This window comes from Peribacillus sp. SRI_006, from assembly GCF_057586375.1.
Genome location: NZ_JBYCZT010000007.1, coordinates 17,463 through 35,495, shown reverse-complemented (window position 1 = coordinate 35,495; position 18,033 = coordinate 17,463). Strand labels below are relative to the sequence as shown.

Genomic DNA, 18,033 nt, shown 5'->3' with positions numbered 1-18,033 from the left:
GGCCACACTAAATTTAACCATACCATTATACCATTTAACACCATGTCCTTTATATTTGCATTTCTGAAGGTTTTGTGACATTCTTTCCCGATTCATGAAGGAAAAGGTATTTACAGGTTGTTTTCCACCACCCATTTCTTCCAGGGGAAGAGTAGGGGTAGTGGTTTCAACCTATCAATACAGGCAAAATACTAGCTTACATTCTCCGCTGTTTAGGCTCGGTCGTTGCTAAAGTCCGCATTAATTTAACTTCATGTGGAGTCAGCTCCCGGGAATCCCCTGCAGTTAAACCATCCAAGGTCAAGAAACCATATTGCTCCCTCTTCAATTTAATGACGGGATGGCCAATTGCTTCGAACATCCGGCGGACTTGCCTATTCCTGCCTTCATGTATTGTGATTTCAACTATGGCCGTTTCCTTTTTCTTGTCGGTAGACAATACCCTTGTCTTGGCCGGAGCAGTCTTGCCATCCTCCAACTTGATTCCCTTATCCAGCTTTTTCAAGCTTTCACGCAAAGGCATCCCTTTCACTTTTGCCACATACACTTTATCCACTTCATGCTTCGGATGCATTAACGTGTTTGCAAATTCCCCGTCATTGGTTAAAATCAACAAGCCCGAAGTATCGTAATCCAAGCGGCCAACTGGATAAATCCGTTCATTGATGTAAGGGAAAAAGTCCGTTACGACTTTTCTGTTCTTATCATCAGAAACGGCCGAAATGACGCCGCGCGGTTTATAGAATAGGAAATAAACCGGAGCTTCTTTTTCAAGCGGGACTTCATTAACCTCAACCTTATCATTAGGCCCCACTTTCACACCTAATTCCTTCACTACTTTGCCGTTCACTTTTACCTTACCTTCTAAAATCAACTCTTCAGCTTTACGGCGGGAAGCCAGTCCAGCATGTGCTATCACCTTTTGTAATCGTTCCATCTATCTTCACCCCATAGTATAATCATTCGTTTGTTATTGTCTATACATACACAATCATACAATTATTACATATTGAGAGGCAAAAACAAAAGGTTTTTCGCGATTAAGAGCTTTTCTTTTATTATTACACCAATAATGGGACGGTTAAATGGGTTGGTTTCCATAATGAGTGTAACATAGCTTATTTTTCCATACAAAAAAATGTTTCTTTTGATGAAAGTTTGAATACACCTTAATAATGGATGGCTGCTTTTAAGAAAAAAGACAAAAAAAAAGAAATGGAATCGTCCATTTCCCTACCTTTTAATTCATGCCGAAAACCAGTGTGACGACAATAACGGCAGCTATGATTCCGATCAAGTCTGCCAAAAGGCCGACCTTAAGGGCATCACCCATTTTTTTGATTCCGACGGCTCCAAAATAAACGGTCAATACATAGAACGTGGTATCCGTACTTCCCTGAATCGTGGCAGCCAAGCGGCCAACAAAGGAATCCGGTCCATAAACCGATATCAGGTCGCTGGTGATTCCTAAAGCCGCTGTTCCGGATATTGGTCTAATAATCGCAAGGGGTAAAACCTCAGACGGAAAATGAAGAAAGGAAAGCAAGGGGTTTAGTGATTGTACAATGAAATCCAAGGCCCCTGATGCCCTAAATACTGAAATCGCCACAAGCATCCCTACCAGGAAAGGAATAAGGGAAAAGGACATGTTGATTCCTTCTTTCCCCCCCTCAACGAAGGTCTCATAGGTGGGAACTCTTTTCAATGTGCCATACAGTAATATTCCGAGGATCAAAACCGGTATCATCCAAATTGAAATGGTGGTCATCCAGTGCAACATCCTTATTCCCTCCCGTTCCTCTTTCTCCTGTAATAAAAATATCGATCTATCGCGATTCCTCCAACGGCAGAAATGGCCGTTGCTATTATGGTCGGAAATACGATGTCCGTCGGGGAGTGGGCATCGTAGTTCATGCGGATCGCAATGACAGTGGTTGGAATCAATGTTACGCTTGAGGTATTGATTGCTAAAAAAGTGACCATCGAGCGGCTGACCGTTGCTTTTCCTCCATTTAGTTTCTTAAGCTGTTCCATGGCTTTTATACCAAGAGGCGTAGCTGCATTCCCCAACCCGAATGTGTTTGCCATCATATTGGAAAGTATATACCCCATAGCGGGATGATTAGGAGGCACTTCAGGGAATAGCCATCTCATGAACGGCTTGAACAAGTTGGATAGTTTATCTAACAGCCCCGATTCCTCCGCAATTTTCATCAAACCCAGCCAAAAGACAAGTATGCTCATCAGTCCCAGGCAAAGGGTGACCGCTTCCTTTGCGCTGACAAATAGAGCTTCATTCACCTGATCCATCGTTCCATTAACCATGCCAAAGACTATACCGATCACGAACATCCCGACCCAAATGTAATTAACCATTGCGTCCGATTCCCAATACCGCTTCAAATACTTCAGCCCATGAAGATTGGAATGATTGTTGCTTGAAGCTTTCTTTTGCTTCCCCATAAAAAATTGACCGAGTTCCTATTTTCTTCCCATCAAGATAGATGGATGCTCTGCCGACAACTTCCGGGATTTCCCTTTTATCATTCCAAGCCTTCTGGGGCTTCAACAATTTCATTTTCACTTTGACCAATTCTCTCTCTTCGTTTGTCAGTGGGTATAAAAAATCATTTTTAATGTAGACATGTCCTTTATATATTTTATTTTCCATGTTTTCCACCATGCCTGCGGGTAAAATTTCTGTTGGCTTATAATCCTTAAAGGCCGATTCGTACATATGAATATGATCATTCCAATCATCCGGACCATTCAATGTCACAGCAATCAGGTCATGCTCGTTTTTTGTTGCCGTCGTGACCAAGGTACGTTTTGCTAGTTTCGTATACCCTGTTTTCCCCCCTGTGCAATACTCATATAATTGTGTAAGTAGGCGATTTTTGTTCTTCCATACATAATCCCATTGTTCTGTGGAATTAGGTGCCCTGTGTTCCTTTGTGCCGGCAATCTTCGCATACGTTTCATTTTGCATGGCATAACGAGTGAGAATGGCCATATCATAGGCGGTTGAATAATGGTTCTTCGTATTATCCAAACCATGTGGATTTGAAAAATGGGTATCCTTCATCCCTATTTCTTCCGCCTTTTGATTCATCATCCAGATGAATCCATCCAGGCTTCCGCCAACCTTTTCGCTGATTGCCACTGCTGCATCATTACCTGAACGAAGCATCAAGCCATATACCAAATCTTCGAGCTTAATTTTTTCTCCTACTTTTAAGTAAAGGGAAGATCCCTCCGTCCCGACTGCATTGCTGCTCACCCTCACTGTCTCATCCATCTGTCCCGATTCAATAGCCAAGATGGCCGTCATTATTTTCGTAATGCTTGCTATGCGATTCTTTTCATGAGCATTCACTTCATAAATGACCCTTCCGCTATCCTCATCCATTAAAATCGCGCTATGGGCACTTACGGATACATTTGCATAGGCGCTTTGTACAGGTGCCATAAAAGACAACAGGAGAATGACGATACACAAACTCGATAACCCTTTATATAGAAAACGCATGAGTGCCCCCTCGTCTCTTTACTTGTTTTTGTACAAGTTTATGCAAAGGGACAAGGGTTATGAATAAAAGAATCTAAACCTTGATGTTATCCACTGTTTTCAAGGGAAGTTTTCCAAAAAAAAAATCGATAGGGACTCCTATCGATTTAGTGTTCTATTATACTAATAGTGCAGCGATTTCATCAATTTTCTTAGCTCCGAATACCACTTGTTCATCATTGATGATCATGGCCGGCACGCTCATGACTTTATATTTCTTCTTGATTTCCTGGAAATTGCTTATATCGACCATTTCAGCTTCAACGTTAGGGTTTTCAATCGCTATGCGCTGTGCACCCACAACAACGTCTGGACAGTAGTGACATGACAATGAAACCATGACCTTAATGTTCGCTTTTTTACTGATTCCCTTGATTGAATTCAATACGGCTGAATCCAATGCTTGACCAGGTCCAGCCAGGTTATAGATGGCCAAAATGAAGGAATTCAACTCATGGCCGCCTGGTACACCGTGGAATTTGACGCCACTGTATTCACCATTTGAATTTAAGAGGGCAACGACAGGGAACTTATCCGCATTGATTTTTTCTTCGATTTCCGCATTTTCCCCTTTGTTGTATAACTCAAGATGAAGCTTATCTCCTAATTCCGCAACATCCAACAGGAAGTCTCGCAATTCTATTGATTTTGGCAAACTTTCATCGACAATGGACACCATAGTAACGTCGCTCTCCATCTTACCGAAGATTCCCTTTAATTGGCCACGTAACGCATCACTTAATAAAGCGCTCTTGCCTGCTGGGACAGCTGCCTGTTCTTTTTTCGCCGGTTTTTCAACTTCAGGTTCATCCTTGATTCCCAGGCGATCTTTTTCTTCCTCAATATATTTGCCGGCATCCGTTGCTGCAATCGCTCCATCGGATACAGCTGTGATAATCTGGCGCAAGGATTTTGGCCTTAGGTCGCCCACCGCATAGACACCATTCACATTAGTCTTCATATCATCATCGGTTAAAATGTAACCAGCATCATCCATTTCGATATGGCCCTTGAATATCTCTGTTTTCGGCTCGTAACCTATGAAAACGAATACGCCAAATGTATTGTCTTCTTCCTTCGCCTTATATTCAAATTCTTCTTTGGTAACGTTATTGATGAAACGTGCACTTTGAATCATCCCGTCTCCATGAACCCCAAGGATTTCCGTATTGAATTTCACTTCAATCTTATCATTTGCCATTACTTTATCAACAATGGACGGGGCACACGAGAAGCTTGATTCACGGGCGATGATTGTGACTTTTGTAGCAAAACGTGTCAAGAATATCGCTTCTTCAGCGGCTGCATATCCTGCCCCGATAACGAAAACTTCCAACCCTTCAAAGAATTCACCATCACATGTTGAACAATAAGCTACACCGCGGCCAGTGAATTCCTCTTCACCTGGAAATCCTAGTGTTCTTGGAGAAGCACCCGTTGCAATGATGACGGCGCGTGCATGGTAGTCCCCGCCAAGGGTTTTAACGACTTTCACCTCACCGGAGAAATCCACACCCGTTACATCAGCTTTGGCGAACTCAACGCCAAAGTCTTCGTTTTGAAGCTTCATTTCTTCAACTAACCTAGGACCCGATATATGACGGATACCAGGATAATTGGCTATTTCCGATGTAGTTGCAGCTTGACCGCCGCCAGTGCCCTTTTCAAGAATTATCGTCTTTAGCTTCGCTCTTCCTGCATAAACACCGGCTGAGAGGCCTGCAGGACCGCCGCCAATAATTAATAAATCATATATTTTTTTCATCTTTTGTGCTCCTTGCTGAATGATTATAACGTGCTAAACTGATTATTTTGAAAAACAAAAGGCACTTATTTTAGGTAAGTGCCTTTTGTCATTGTATCATGTCGGACGATTTGTCCAGTAATCGTAATCAATGCTGGGTATGTCCATTACCTGTAGAAATGGGCCCTCCCATTAAAAATTAAAGTTTACCTACAAGGTCTAGGCTTGGTTCAAGAGTATCTTCACCTGGAGTCCATTTTGCAGGGCAAACTTTATCTCCATGTTCCGCTACGAATTGTGCAGCTTGAACTTTTCTTACAAGTTCTTCTGCATTACGGCCAATTCCTAAATCATTGACTTCGTATGCTTTAATTTGTCCTTCTGGATTTACAATGAAAGTTCCACGTAGAGCCAATCCATCTTCTTCAATCAATACACCGAATTGACGGGATAAAACGTTTGCTGGGTCAGCTAACATTGGATATTGGATTTTACCGATTGTATCAGTAGCATCAGCCCATCCTTTGTGGCTGAAATGAGTATCTGTTGAAACTGAGTAAACTTCACAACCAATTTCCTTGAATGTTTCATAGTTATCTTGAAGATCGGCTAATTCAGTTGGACATACGAAAGAGAAGTCAGCTGGGTAGAAAAAGAATACTGCCCATTTCCCTTTAACATCTTCAAGTGTAACTTCTTTGAATTCTCCTGCATGGTAAGCTTGTACTTTAAAATCTTCAACTTGTTTATTGATCAATGACATAATAAATTCCTCCAATAGCTATTTTTTTATCTGCTCCTGTTTATAATAATTATTAAATAGAAACTAGTCAATAAATATACCTTAATAATTTTTAAGTTCACAAATTGGTCACAGTTTTTATATTAATATAAATTAATTATTTTTAAAATCCCATAGCACTTCAAATTAGCTTTTTCAACACATTTCCAATATTATTTCTAGGTTTCAAATAAGACACATGCTCATTATTTCGTGAGATGATTTCCTCTCCTTTTCAATCTAATTATAATATCCAAATGAGAATCATAAGTCGCTTTCTAATAAAAATTTTCAGGTCTCCTTCATATCTTTCCCATATTCCCCCTAAAAAATTCTTGTTTCGAAATTTCAATCAAAAAAAACGAACCTTGACGGCCCGTTTAGTTGTAATTGGTTCTCCAAAGACATTTTTATATTTTATCAGTTATTGCTTTTTCCAAATAAGCTTTTTCGCTTCGGTGAACCTTACGGCTATTTTCGGCCAGTTTACAACGTCCCACCATTTGTCCACATAGCCTGCCCGATTATTTTTATATTGCAGGTAATAAGCATGTTCCCATACATCAAGAACAAGGATTGGGATCGTATCCCACTGGGTCAAAACCATGTGCAATTCCGATTGAAGTATTTCTAGCCGCCGCGCACGCGGAGACCAGACTAATATCGCCCAGCCAACACCTTCTACTTGTTTGGCAGCCTCACTAAAATGACTTTTAAAAGCTGCAAAGCTTCCAAAATCCTTCTCAATCTGTTTAAGTAAATCCCCCCTTGGCTGTCCGCCCCCTCCCGGAATCATCACTTCCCAGAACAGCGTATGGAGATAATGGCCCGATCCATGAAAGGCTGCTTCCTTTTCCCAATGTTTCAACAAGGAAAAATCATTCGTTTCTCTCGCTTTTTTCATCATCAATTCCGCTTTATTCAGACCATCGACATATGCTTGATGATGCTTATCATGGTGCAGATACATGATTTCCCTTGAGATCGTCGGTTCCAACGCTTCATAGGCATAAGGTAACGGCGGTAACGTATGCTTCCCAATCGGCACTGATTGCCTTTCCTGTATATTGAATTCTCTAGCGAGTTCTTCAATTTCCTCGTAGACCCGAGCCATCTCTTCTTCAATCAGGACCATATCCTCATAATCCATTTCTTCCTCATCCATATTCTTTGCCAAACCGGAAAGACGTTCAATATTTGACAGCAACGGCGAATCGGTGATATCGATCTTCTCAAGATATTCCATCACTCCATCAACCCAATCACTTACCTCTTTAGCATAATCTTTTACCTCTGACATCTTGCAACCTCCCCCTATTCCCATACACATAAATCATCAAAGTATTTTATGTATCGATTAAGCGGAGATTCCATTTATAGCTAAAAAAAACAGCTAGGCTTATTAAGCCTAGCTGTTTCATTATCTTGACTGCAACATTTTCGTCCGGTAATCCGTTTCATAAAACTCCAATTCTTCACGCATGGTCTGGAATCCACTTTCCACGGCCTTCAGAATGGATATTATGCTGTCAGGTACACTTTGGTGAAATTTAATCGAGTTTTTTCCTGTATAGGCAGATCTGCTGTCCTCAAACCACCGATCTGATTTTGGGGAAAAGTATTCTTCGATACATTGATGATAAACTCTATAAAGCGTCTTTTCAGCTGCAGCTTTATTGAAAACATCATTTTTCAGAACGATTTGGCAAGCCTCCAAGCCCTCTTCACAACTTACAAGCATTCTTCTTAAACTTGAAAGGATTCCTTTATAATAGGTTTCATCCCCGCTTTTTTCTTCTTGCAGCTTAGAATAGGTCGTCTCATTTATAAATTCTTCCAGTTGAGCCACTGTCGTTTCCAAAAAGCCCTTTACATCCTCAAGCTGAGATTTTACCAATGTATTCCCCAACCGTGAACCCTCCTCAAATTGATTAAGATTGAATATAATAGTCAACATGTGATTCTATATCATATGGTTTAGCTTGGTCAATAGATATAAACACTTTCTCCAATTTTTCAAAATCTATATTTTCGAAATAACCAGCCAGCTCTTTTTCTGCATTTATATATATTCGTTTTCGGTTAACCAGGCCCGGGTCTTTGAGTAGACAGACCATGGCGATGATGTCAGCCATATAAATATCTCTGTTAGGGCTTTTGAATAGGGGGTTGGCGGGATATGGGGTCCAAAGAGTGACCATCTCATCAAAATAGCGAAGATACAGTACATTCAGCGTCTTTTCTTCTCCATCCTTTATGTATTGTATAACGGATCGATTAAAGAAGTCCTCAGGTGAATTTGACTTTTCCTTTTCAAGCCCAAATCCATTGCATGCTACAATTCGCACCCGCAATCCCCCCGCATTCATTTTTTTCTATATTATCACAATTCAAAGAAAAATGTTATTCGATTGTTTGCTGAAATTTTTCAAAAAACAAATCGGCTTCACCACTTTCAAAGCTATCATCCGAATTATCGGCGAGAGGCGGTAATTCATCTATGGAATTCAGGCCGAAGTAATCCAAAAACTCTTTTGTTGTCCCATATAAATAAGCCCGGCCCGAGCCTTCAGCACGTCCGACCTCTTTAATTAAGACTTTGGTGACAAGTGTATGAATGGGGCGTTCCGTTTTCACTCCGCGTATTTCATCAATTTCAGCTCTAGTAATCGGCTGCTTATAAGCAATGATTGCGAGTGTTTCCAATGCCGCCTGGGATAAGCCTTGAGTGCTTGATGTTTCGACTAGTCTTTTCAAGTAATCCGAGTGCTCTTTTTTTGTCGTCATTTGATAAACGCCCGCTATTTCGATCACTTGAATCCCGCGTACATCCGATACATATTCTTCCTTTAAACTTTCAACGATGTCCGTTGCTTGATATTCCGTAATTTCCAGGACCGAGGCAATTTGTTTGACAGAGAGCCCTTCATCTCCGGCAGCAAACAATAATGCCTCAAGAATCCCTTTCCAATTAATAACTTCCAACTGGTTCTACACCTTCCTTAGCAGCAATCATGATTTCAGAAAAATTACCTTCTTGTTCAACGATGATTTCATTAAGTTTCATCAGTTCCAGCACCGCCATGAAAGTGATGACGATATGCTCCTTGACCGGGATCGAAAACAGTTCAAAAAAACTTTTCTTCCCTTTAATGGACTGTAACTCCATCTTGATTTCATCCATTCGTTTCTCTATCGATATCTCTTGTTTCGTTACTTTCGTGTAAAGCGGCTTTTGAATTTTTTGCCTTCTCAGCAATTTTTGCAGAGCCCCCAACATATCATATAGACTTATATTCAACTCTTGTTTATCACTTTCCGCTTCTTTAACATAAACAGATAGATCACTTGGGGGTTTGGTGAACATCAAGCTTCTTTCTTCTTCCATCCCTTTAAATTCTTCGGCTGCATTTTTATACTTTTTATATTCTAATAGTTTTTCCACAAGCTCATCCCGTGGATCTTCCTCAAATATTTCCCCATCTTCATCAATCATTTGCTCATCTTCGTGCTTTGGAAGCAGCATTTTACTCTTGATGGCAAGCAGTGTTGCAGCCATCACCAGATATTCGCTGGCCACATCCAATTCCAGATGCTGCATCGTATGGATGTAACCTAGGTATTGATCTGTAATATCAGCCATCGGAATATCGTAGATGTCTATTTCCAGGCGATTGATCAAATGCAGGAGTAAATCCATCGGACCTTCGAAAGCGTCAATTTTTATGTTATAACCCATTAAATTACCTCATTTAAATCTAATTGGCCGATATAGACCTATTTCTTTTACTAATCAAGTATAGTGGATTGCCGCCCTTTATCCAAATAATAATTTACTGTCCATAGAAAAGTTTTTATTTGGGATTACCGTCAAATGGGTCGGTGCCCAATCACATTCTGAAATCCAACATAACCTAGAAATGTAAGAATAGCAGAACAAAGGAGGTACTCATTATGGGTGCAGGTGGTTTTGGAAACGGCGGCGGATTCGCGTTTATTGTAGTATTGTTCATTTTATTAGTTATCGTCGGTGCTTCTTGGTGTTAATGGGAGACTGATGAATCAGCTGATTGCCTTGCAATCAGCTTTCTTTATTTTCCAGGAAAAAATTCTATGCTAAACTTAGTGAGTATACATAGCGGATGTTAAGCTATAAGAAAATGGCTTTTTGCCATACTTAGTTGATTCCATCAAACAAAAGGGGTGCTCCTATTGACTTACGCGGAAGACTACCTTTCTTTCCTTGTCCATTTCCATGGAACGAGGGATTACTTCGAATGTCATGAAATCCTTGAAGAATATTGGAAGGAAACCGCACCAAAAGAGCGTGACTCTCATTGGGTCGGGCTCATTCAGATTGCGGTTGCCCTGTATCATGATCGCAGGGGAAACAAAAAAGGGGCTGCAAGGACCCTGTCTAAAGCCTTGGCAAATCTCCACCTAAAAAAGGCCGAGCTCCTGAAGTTGGGACTCGATCCAGAACAACTGTTCAAATTGCTCGAGGATACACATGAACGAATGTTATCACAAAAGCCATATAAAAGCATCAATCTGCCAATATCGGATCAAAGACTGATCGAAAAATGCCAATCCATGTGTTCGCAAGAAGGATCCATATGGGGTGCGGATAGCGACATGACCAATACATCGATAGTTGATAAGCACCTAATGCGTGACCGTTCGGATGTCATTTCAGAAAGGGCTCGACAGCTATCCCTTCGAAAAACAAGAATGGAGGACCGCCCTTAAAGGCGATCCTCCATTCAAGCTTTCATATTCAGAAATCTTCACACCTGTCAAGAAAGCTTTCCGTAAACTCATTTGCTTTTAATTCTTTGTCAGGATATTGCTCCTTGATGGCCCTGACCATCGTTTTACCGATACCTTGCTTCCGGAAGGATGGATTTACAGATATATGTTGTATCTCAATGTGGGTTGGAGAGACTTCTATACCGATCAGGCCCGTAATCTCTTCATCTTTCCATAAGAACAGCTGTAGGTTTTCATCCGTTTCATAATTCTTCATCGTATTCCGAAGCGTTTTTATCTCTTTTTCATTTGGCATGAAAGATAATAATCCCATGGCAAACTTCTCATAACTTTTCTTATACTTAATCAACATAATATCCCTCGTTACTAAATAACGTTTTTATTATCTTCCTGTTTCCAATTAATTTGCTTTGAATAATAATCCTCACATATAACATTTACATCATACATAAAAATCCCGTTCGTTTCAACATCACTTTCAGCACTTGATTTATCAATGGGCTATGTGCTAAGCGATAAACAGCCAGTATACGATTCCCCATATCAAAGCGATAATAAGCATCATAAGTAAAAGAGTCTTATTACTTTTCCTCATCCCATACTCCCTTTATGAATGGTCCAAATATTTAAATAACGAATTCATTCTACTATAACTTAACACAATCTGACAAATATCCTTGCAATCTTGCTTCAATTTTACTACATTGGTAAAGTGATCTAGGTTCATAGAGTGCCATCTTAGGTATAAAAGACAAAGATACCCCCAACTTCTTCGTTTAAATGAACGTAGCTATTTGGCTATAAATTTTTTTCAGGAATATATGTATCTTTTTTAGCCTTTGTTTCGTCAAATACTATGAATCTGATTTAAAGTGCCGCCCTTTTATTGAAAGATTCCCAATTCAGCAGGAAAGTTAAGGAGGATTATCATGAAAAAAATGAATAAATGGGTCATTGTAACCATTTTATTATGTCTATTATTGCCATATAAGGCTTTTGCAGATGCAGCTGTTGGTGAAATGATCGTCACACTTGGTGAGAATTTGACAAATGAACAAAAAAGTATGATTTTATCAGAAATGAAAGCACCAAATGATGTTGAGGTTTTAACCGTTACAAATGCGGAGGAACACGAATACTTAGGAGACTATATCGCTAGCCGTCTAATCGGTACAAAAGCGATTTCATCCTCTGCGATTACTTTGGAGGAAAAAGGTACCGGTCTAAAACTTGAGTCGAAAAACATTAACTGGGTTTCCGATGAAATGTATATCAATGCACTGGCTACTGCAGGAGTAAAAGATGCTACCGTTTATGTCACCGCACCTATACCCGTTTCCGGTACAGCGGCTTTGACAGGAGTCATTAAAGCCTATGAAATATCTGCCGACAAGAAGATTCCTGAAGATGTGAAACAGGCAGCGAATGAGGAAATGGTGAAAACAGCAAAATTGGGTGACGAAATCGGTACGGAAGAAGCCTCTGCACTTGTTACGAAAATCAAAGAGGAAATGGCTGCAAATCCACCAGCCAATACTGAAGAGGTCCGCGAGGTTGTCGAGTCTTCAGCAAAAGACCTTGGAATCGCCTTAAATGAAGATCAAGTACAAAGTTTAATTGATTTATTCAATAAGCTAAAAGAATTGAATATTGATTGGAACGCTGTCGGTGATCAGCTGACTGCAGCTAAAGATAAACTTTCCAATTTTCTTGAATCCGAAGAGGGTCAATCATTTCTGGATAAATTGAAAGAAGTGTTCAGTAGTTTAATAGACGCAATCAAATCACTTTTCAGCTGATTCAAATAAAAAAAGGATGGCCAATGCCATCCTTTCAGACGTAGAGTTTGTCTATTTTTATGCCTGTACAATTTGAGCGTTGAGTTCCACTGCAGGCACTCGCTTTCCGCGGGCGGTCCGCCCTCGGCGCTATTGCGCCTGCGGGGTCTCCCTTTGACGCGCTTTTCCCGCAGGAGTCTCGTCCCCTTCCGTTCTAATTAATTCCTGAGGTCTTGAAGGTATTGCTATTGGTTATTTGGTTCGGGAACATCATTTGAGCAAAGTTACGTTTACCAAAGCCCTTTATTTACAAACTGAAAGGATGGCCAATGCCATCCTTTTTTCTATTCTTTATTGACGACTGCCGCTTCATGAAGGGCCAAGTCCAAATGGATAAGATCTTCGTAAGTTTCGCGTTTGATGACCAACCGGGCTTCTCCCTTTTCGGCAAAGACGACAGCCGGTCTCGGAATGCGATTGTAATTATTCGACATGGAATATCCATATGCCCCTGTACAAAATACCGCCAAGACATCACCGCGGCCGGCTTTTGGCAATGGTAAATCCCAAATCAACATATCTCCGCTTTCACAGCATTTTCCGGCAATGGACACTGTCTCTTCCACAGTGTCGAGCGGCCGGTTTGCAAGAATGGCATCATATTTAGCTTCGTAAAGAGCGGGACGTATATTATCACTCATGCCCCCATCTACGGCAATATATTTACGGACATTAGGAACTTCCTTTTCAGAACCCACCTTGTACAGTGTCGCACCGGCGTCTCCGACCAATGAACGGCCAGGTTCGATCCAGATTTCAGGCATCACTAAATCAGAATCAGCAATCAGGTTCTGCACTTCCCTAACGATCTCCTCAACATATTGAGACGCCGGTAGCGGGTCGTCCTCTTGTGTATACCGAATCCCGAATCCCCCTCCCAGATTCAATACCTGTGGTTGAAACCCTACCGAATCGTGCCAATCACTCAGCTTGCCGATAATTTTTTGGGCTGCCAGAAGGAAACCGGTCGTTTGAAAGATTTGGGAACCGATATGGCAGTGTAATCCAAGAACTTCCAGAAACTCACTATGAAGCGCTTGTCGAAGGGCAGCTTCTGCCTGGCCGTTAATAAGATCAAAACCAAATTTCGAATCTTCTTGCCCTGTCAAAATATAATCATGCGTATGGGCTTCAATACCCGGTGTTACACGAAGAAGGATTTTCACCTTTTGTTCACGGTTTGTACAAATTTCTTCCAACAGTGTCAACTCTGAAAAATTATCGACTACTATACAGCCAATGTCATGATCCAAAGCCATATGTAGCTCTTCTTCACTTTTGTTATTTCCATGGAAGTGAATCCGTTCTGTTGGGAAATTTGCCTTAATTGCCGTATATAATTCCCCCGCTGAGACAACATCGAGAGACAGTCCCTCTTGCTCAGCCAACTGGATCATGGCAATCGAAGAAAAGGCCTTACTTGCGTAAGCAACTTGTGCTGAAACCCCCAATTCCTCAAAAGTTCTCTTGAACCCCCTCGCCCGTTCGCGAATTAGCTCTACATCATAAACATATAATGGTGTACCAAATTGTTCGATCAATTCAATCGTGTCCACTCCGCCAATCTCCAGATGTCCACGTTCATTGACACCGCCGGTTCCGTACAAATGCATGATAGCCTCACCTTCCTGACTTAAAACTATTAATAAGAAATGAGGCAGCCTCAAATAAAGAAAACCTGCTGTAAAGGGTCTTCTATATAATCCAGCCTCATCCGAATCAATTATCCCATGTAATTATATTGTTATCTATGACTGCTTAGTAGTTCGAAGGGAAAGACAGATTGGTTTAAACTCCAAAGAGTCATAGTAGCTTTATCTCTTTGTTAAGCCCAACTTTATCGCTTTATCCGAATAAAAATAAATTACCACAACTTTTCGACAACATCAACCTTTAGATTTTCTCGGCTGTCTATATAGATCTTGGGGATGTACAATGCTCGGACGTTCTATTGTACCAGGATAAGGTCTTCTTAATATTATATGTGACAAGGCCTTCGGCTGAAACGGGAGAAGCGGCCATAAATAAGGTGTATTTAATGTTTTTATACTAGTGAGCATGATCAAATAGAGTGTGATGCCTATGACTAAGCCAGGCACTTTAAATAATGCGACCAAGACTATCAGTGCTAAACGGGTAATTTTATTTGCAACTCCTAGTTCTAAACTCGGTGTGACAAATGTACCTATTGTCGCTACGGAAGCGTAGAGAACCACTTCAGGAACAAATAGGCCAACATCTATCGCTATCTGTCCTATCAAAACTGCCGCAACCAAGCCCATTGCCGTGGAAAGCGGGGTCGGGGTATGAACGGCTGCCATCCTTAAAAATTCTATCCCAATATCGGAAATGAAGATTTGGATCACAATGGGTATATGTGTTTTATCATTCGGCCCGATAAACTCGAGCTTCTCCGGCAGGAGGGAAGGCTCTAAACAGAACAATAACCATATCGGCAGCAAGAATAACGAAACGAAAATCCCGAGAAAACGGACCCAGCGCACCAAGGTCCCGACGGCAGGCGCCTGCCGATACTCTTCGGCGTGTTGCATGTGATGGAAAAGGGTGGACGGGGTAATGATGACACTCGGTGAGGTATCCACATAAATAAGGACATGGCCTTCAAGCAAATGCGTTGCCGCCACATCAGCCCGTTCCGTATATCTGACAAGCGGGTATGGGTTATACCTTTGCTTTACGATGAACTCTTCGATCGTTTTATCAGACATCGTTATGCCATCAACCTCAATATTATTCAATTCCTTACGAACGATTTCTATTAAATCCGGATCGGCAATATCTTTAATGTAGCCGATGGATATATCCGATTTCGATCGTTCCCCCACATGCAGCATTTCGAAACGTAATCTTTCATCCCGGATTCTTCTTCTGGTTATCGCCGTGTTTATGATGATATTCTCGACAAAACCATCCCTTGATCCACGGACGACTTTTTCGGTATCTGGTTCTACTGGCTGTCTCCCGGGATAACTCCTGACATCCACGACCAACCCAATTGGTTTACCATCAACAACAACGACGATTAAACCGGATAATACCTGATCAACAAGCTCATCCATCGTCTTTATTTCCTGAACGGATTGGTGTACGAGCAAGTCTTTGACTACATCAAAAACTTTAGTAGACACGATATCGGCATTTTTGTTATGAATGAGAGAATCGAGGATATCAATGATGTACTCCGTATCCGTCAGCCCGTTTATATAGTAAAGATGCACATCTTTTCTTAAGACCTTTATCTTTCTTACTCCTAAGTCAAAGCTGACGCCTAGACCTACTTTCTCTTCCATGTATGCGTCAACTTCCGCTACCCTACTCGGAATCGGCATCATGTTTTGAGGTTTTTCTGAAGTCACCATGACCACTCCTTTCCAATATGATTTCCACCGCTAGCTTCGTTATCGGTGCTCCTCTTTTAAAATCGTCTTGATGGGACATTTTTCCGATATCCCCTATCCCAACTACTATGGGAACATGTAATTGATCGATGCAATACACCGTATCTCCTGTTATCTTGCCCAGCTCAAATTCCTCGGCGCCGTATTTATCAACCCCGTTCGGTGTCAAATTACCATCACGGTCAATACAGATATCCACCTTGGTCCACTCTTCCCTTCTAGTCTTTGATGCGACCGCTATCACGCCAAGGACATCAATATCAGGGTGTCCGGCAACTACCTTCATTGCTTGTTCGCCTGATCCTTCTCCTATAAAACCGCTATCATCAAACATGACCAATACAGGATCATACTTCGCCTTTTTTATTAATTCAACTAACTCCAAGCCCGTATATCGTGATGGATTACCTTGGGACATGGAGATACATCTTCCCCCTATTTCCTTGGCTACATGCTCGACAGCCCGTTTTGCATACTCATCTCCATCCGTAATCAATATCACTTTTCGTTTGGTCACCATCTTGGGCCTACCTTTCATCATCAGGAATAGTTACCTCTTACACTTATAAGTCGACAAAATAAATCCATTGGAATAATGATCCGGCTATTTTCCCCAATACGAGTGCCATTAACAAATAAATGATCTTCTCTTGAATTCCGATTCGTTTTGAAAGAACTGGAAATACATTCAGGACTTCAGTTAAGGCAGCCGCAAGCATCCCATTAAATATCCCGTCAGCCAAACCGATCGGAATTAAAAGAAAATGCGGAAGTGAAAGTTCCGTTTCCTGTAATCCTAACCATGTCCCTGCGACAACTCCGGCAATGATGGCTCCTTCATAATAATGTATCATTTTCATTGTTTTTGTCAGCTGAGTCAGTCTTGGAATCACCCCAAGTACAGTTAAAAACGCTACAAAACCGGCACCTGTTGCAACCCCCCCGGCTAAACCGACAAAGATTCCGAAGATGATTTTACCGGTCATCAAGGTGGCGCACGTTTTCCTTATTTTCATTCATGATTACATAACGGTCCAAATCCTGCTGATAGTTGAACATTTCAACCTCGAGCGGACTAGGTTCCTCATTGAAGCGTTTTTTAAAGAAATGATTAAAAAATAGAATCATGCCCATACCAAGGCCGAAGCTATATGGGATTTGGATCAATAACGGCTTATCTTCCACTTTTCCCGTTATTATAGTAAAGATTTTTTGATGCACTTCCCCCATGCTGACATCCACATGAAAATTCATGATTGTCATCCCGCCGCCGACAAATAACAAAAACCAAACCAAGGCGAATGTCAGGTATGACATTTTCTTTTTCGTGAGGATGACTTCGATGATCGTTTGGGAAGGGCCGAATGTTTCCACTTCAATAGTCGGATCCACCTTGCGGATGGACATGATAACCTGAGCTAAATCAATGACAATAATATTCTTATCTTCCTTCTTGACCGTTAATAATATGATTTCTTCAATTTTGGTAATCACTTCTTCAGGTCCGATTATCCTTGCAATATCTTTTATCCTCACCGTTTGATTTCCCTTTGCTTGTACACGGTTCCTCATCCTGATATATACAACTGTCATTATCATCACATCCCGACCTTTTATTTCCTTATGCTAGTAGTATGGATTGGAAGCAGTTTGAAAATGCAGGAAGTGAAGCATGTCCAAATATTACTAATTTGAAACCAAAAAAAGACACGCTGCAATGACAGCATGTCTCAAATTGTAAACAAATTAAAAACGAGTTTGACTACAGTCTTTTTTGTTTTAAAATAGATCTATTAAAATTTGAGGTGATGAGGATGCTTTCGAAACATCATCTTCAACGAGATCAACTGGTGCCGGCGAACCATTTGGTTCGTAAAATGGAGGCTTCCATTGATCCAGTCATCATCAAGATG

The 18,033-nt window shown here is 41.1% G+C and carries 20 protein-coding genes; 3 read left to right on the top strand and 17 right to left on the bottom strand.

Annotated elements, in window-relative coordinates; genetic code table 11:
* Positions 1 to 196: 196 nt before the first annotated feature.
* The 11 genes from rluB to AC2YHV_RS11435 form a co-directional block, all read right to left on the bottom strand.
* Entirely contained in the window at positions 197 to 937 is a 741-nt protein-coding gene (gene rluB / locus AC2YHV_RS11485) for a 23S rRNA pseudouridine(2605) synthase RluB (protein ID WP_034308106.1), read from the bottom strand.
* Positions 938 to 1,240: 303 nt separating this feature from the next.
* Entirely contained in the window at positions 1,241 to 1,768 is a 528-nt protein-coding gene (locus tag AC2YHV_RS11480) for a spore maturation protein (RefSeq protein WP_307730013.1), read from the bottom strand.
* 14 nt (positions 1,769 to 1,782) lie between these two features.
* Entirely contained in the window at positions 1,783 to 2,376 is a 594-nt protein-coding gene (locus AC2YHV_RS11475; protein WP_063575727.1) for a nucleoside recognition domain-containing protein, read from the bottom strand.
* Positions 2,369 to 3,529: a D-alanyl-D-alanine carboxypeptidase family protein gene (locus tag AC2YHV_RS11470; protein ID WP_487373227.1), complete on the bottom strand. Its 1,161-nt coding sequence runs from the start codon at positions 3,527 to 3,529 to the stop codon at positions 2,369 to 2,371. The genes AC2YHV_RS11475 and AC2YHV_RS11470 overlap by 8 nt, the downstream gene beginning before the upstream one ends.
* A 157-nt stretch (positions 3,530 to 3,686) precedes the next feature.
* Positions 3,687 to 5,333: an FAD-dependent oxidoreductase gene (locus AC2YHV_RS11465; RefSeq protein ID WP_487373226.1), complete on the bottom strand. Its 1,647-nt coding sequence runs from the start codon at positions 5,331 to 5,333 to the stop codon at positions 3,687 to 3,689.
* 178 nt (positions 5,334 to 5,511) lie between these two features.
* Positions 5,512 to 6,075, bottom strand: coding sequence for an alkyl hydroperoxide reductase subunit C (ahpC, locus tag AC2YHV_RS11460; protein ID WP_034308115.1), 564 nt, complete (start codon positions 6,073 to 6,075; stop codon positions 5,512 to 5,514).
* Positions 6,076 to 6,517: 442 nt separating this feature from the next.
* Complete coding sequence (locus AC2YHV_RS11455; protein WP_057278753.1) at positions 6,518 to 7,393, bottom strand: superoxide dismutase; 876 nt, start codon at positions 7,391 to 7,393, stop codon at positions 6,518 to 6,520.
* Between the two features lie 120 nt (positions 7,394 to 7,513).
* Complete coding sequence (locus AC2YHV_RS11450; protein ID WP_034308117.1) at positions 7,514 to 8,002, bottom strand: YpuI family protein; 489 nt, start codon at positions 8,000 to 8,002, stop codon at positions 7,514 to 7,516.
* Positions 8,003 to 8,024: 22 nt separating this feature from the next.
* Positions 8,025 to 8,441 carry a hypothetical protein gene (locus AC2YHV_RS11445; protein WP_034308118.1) on the bottom strand — a complete coding sequence of 139 codons (417 nt, stop codon included), beginning with the start codon at positions 8,439 to 8,441 and terminating at the stop codon, positions 8,025 to 8,027.
* Between the two features lie 55 nt (positions 8,442 to 8,496).
* Positions 8,497 to 9,078 (bottom strand): SMC-Scp complex subunit ScpB, encoded by a 582-nt coding sequence (scpB, locus tag AC2YHV_RS11440; protein WP_034308120.1) that lies wholly within the window; start codon positions 9,076 to 9,078, stop codon positions 8,497 to 8,499.
* Entirely contained in the window at positions 9,065 to 9,832 is a 768-nt protein-coding gene (locus AC2YHV_RS11435) for a segregation/condensation protein A (protein WP_057278754.1), read from the bottom strand. Before AC2YHV_RS11435 ends, scpB begins: the two co-directional genes overlap by 14 nt.
* Positions 9,833 to 10,047: 215 nt before the next feature.
* Here AC2YHV_RS11435 and AC2YHV_RS11430 point away from each other — a divergent pair, with 215 nt between their 5' ends.
* Together AC2YHV_RS11430 and AC2YHV_RS11425 are read left to right on the top strand one after the other, a co-directional pair.
* Positions 10,048 to 10,140: a YjcZ family sporulation protein gene (locus tag AC2YHV_RS11430; protein WP_072273196.1), complete on the top strand. Its 93-nt coding sequence runs from the start codon at positions 10,048 to 10,050 to the stop codon at positions 10,138 to 10,140.
* Positions 10,141 to 10,305: 165 nt separating this feature from the next.
* Complete coding sequence (locus AC2YHV_RS11425) at positions 10,306 to 10,842, top strand: DUF309 domain-containing protein (RefSeq protein WP_230135746.1); 537 nt, start codon at positions 10,306 to 10,308, stop codon at positions 10,840 to 10,842.
* A gap of 28 nt (positions 10,843 to 10,870) precedes the next feature.
* Here AC2YHV_RS11425 and AC2YHV_RS11420 read toward each other — a convergent pair whose 3' ends face one another.
* A complete protein-coding gene (locus tag AC2YHV_RS11420; RefSeq protein ID WP_034308124.1) occupies positions 10,871 to 11,215 on the bottom strand; it encodes a GNAT family N-acetyltransferase in 345 nt (114 codons plus the stop codon).
* Between the two features lie 586 nt (positions 11,216 to 11,801).
* Between AC2YHV_RS11420 and AC2YHV_RS11415 the strand changes: the two genes are divergently transcribed.
* The gene (locus AC2YHV_RS11415) at positions 11,802 to 12,662 is read left to right on the top strand and encodes a DUF1002 domain-containing protein (RefSeq protein WP_057278872.1); all 861 of its coding nucleotides are present in this window, start codon (positions 11,802 to 11,804) and stop codon (positions 12,660 to 12,662) included.
* Positions 12,663 to 12,985: 323 nt separating this feature from the next.
* Here AC2YHV_RS11415 and lysA read toward each other — a convergent pair whose 3' ends face one another.
* From lysA to AC2YHV_RS11390, 5 genes are all read right to left on the bottom strand, one after another.
* Positions 12,986 to 14,314, bottom strand: coding sequence for a diaminopimelate decarboxylase (gene lysA / locus AC2YHV_RS11410; RefSeq protein ID WP_487373225.1), 1,329 nt, complete (start codon positions 14,312 to 14,314; stop codon positions 12,986 to 12,988).
* Between the two features lie 273 nt (positions 14,315 to 14,587).
* Positions 14,588 to 16,054: a spore germination protein gene (locus AC2YHV_RS11405; protein ID WP_231892250.1), complete on the bottom strand. Its 1,467-nt coding sequence runs from the start codon at positions 16,052 to 16,054 to the stop codon at positions 14,588 to 14,590.
* The gene (spoVAEA, locus tag AC2YHV_RS11400; protein WP_063577676.1) at positions 16,035 to 16,640 is read right to left on the bottom strand and encodes a stage V sporulation protein SpoVABEA; all 606 of its coding nucleotides are present in this window, start codon (positions 16,638 to 16,640) and stop codon (positions 16,035 to 16,037) included. Before spoVAEA ends, AC2YHV_RS11405 begins: the two co-directional genes overlap by 20 nt.
* Before the next feature lie 43 nt (positions 16,641 to 16,683).
* Positions 16,684 to 17,106, bottom strand: a complete 423-nt coding sequence (locus AC2YHV_RS11395; protein WP_057278874.1) for a stage V sporulation protein AB — start codon at positions 17,104 to 17,106, stop codon at positions 16,684 to 16,686.
* A complete protein-coding gene (locus AC2YHV_RS11390) occupies positions 17,096 to 17,713 on the bottom strand; it encodes a stage V sporulation protein AA (protein WP_057278757.1) in 618 nt (205 codons plus the stop codon). The genes AC2YHV_RS11395 and AC2YHV_RS11390 overlap by 11 nt, the downstream gene beginning before the upstream one ends.
* Between the last annotated feature and the right edge of the window lie 320 nt (positions 17,714 to 18,033).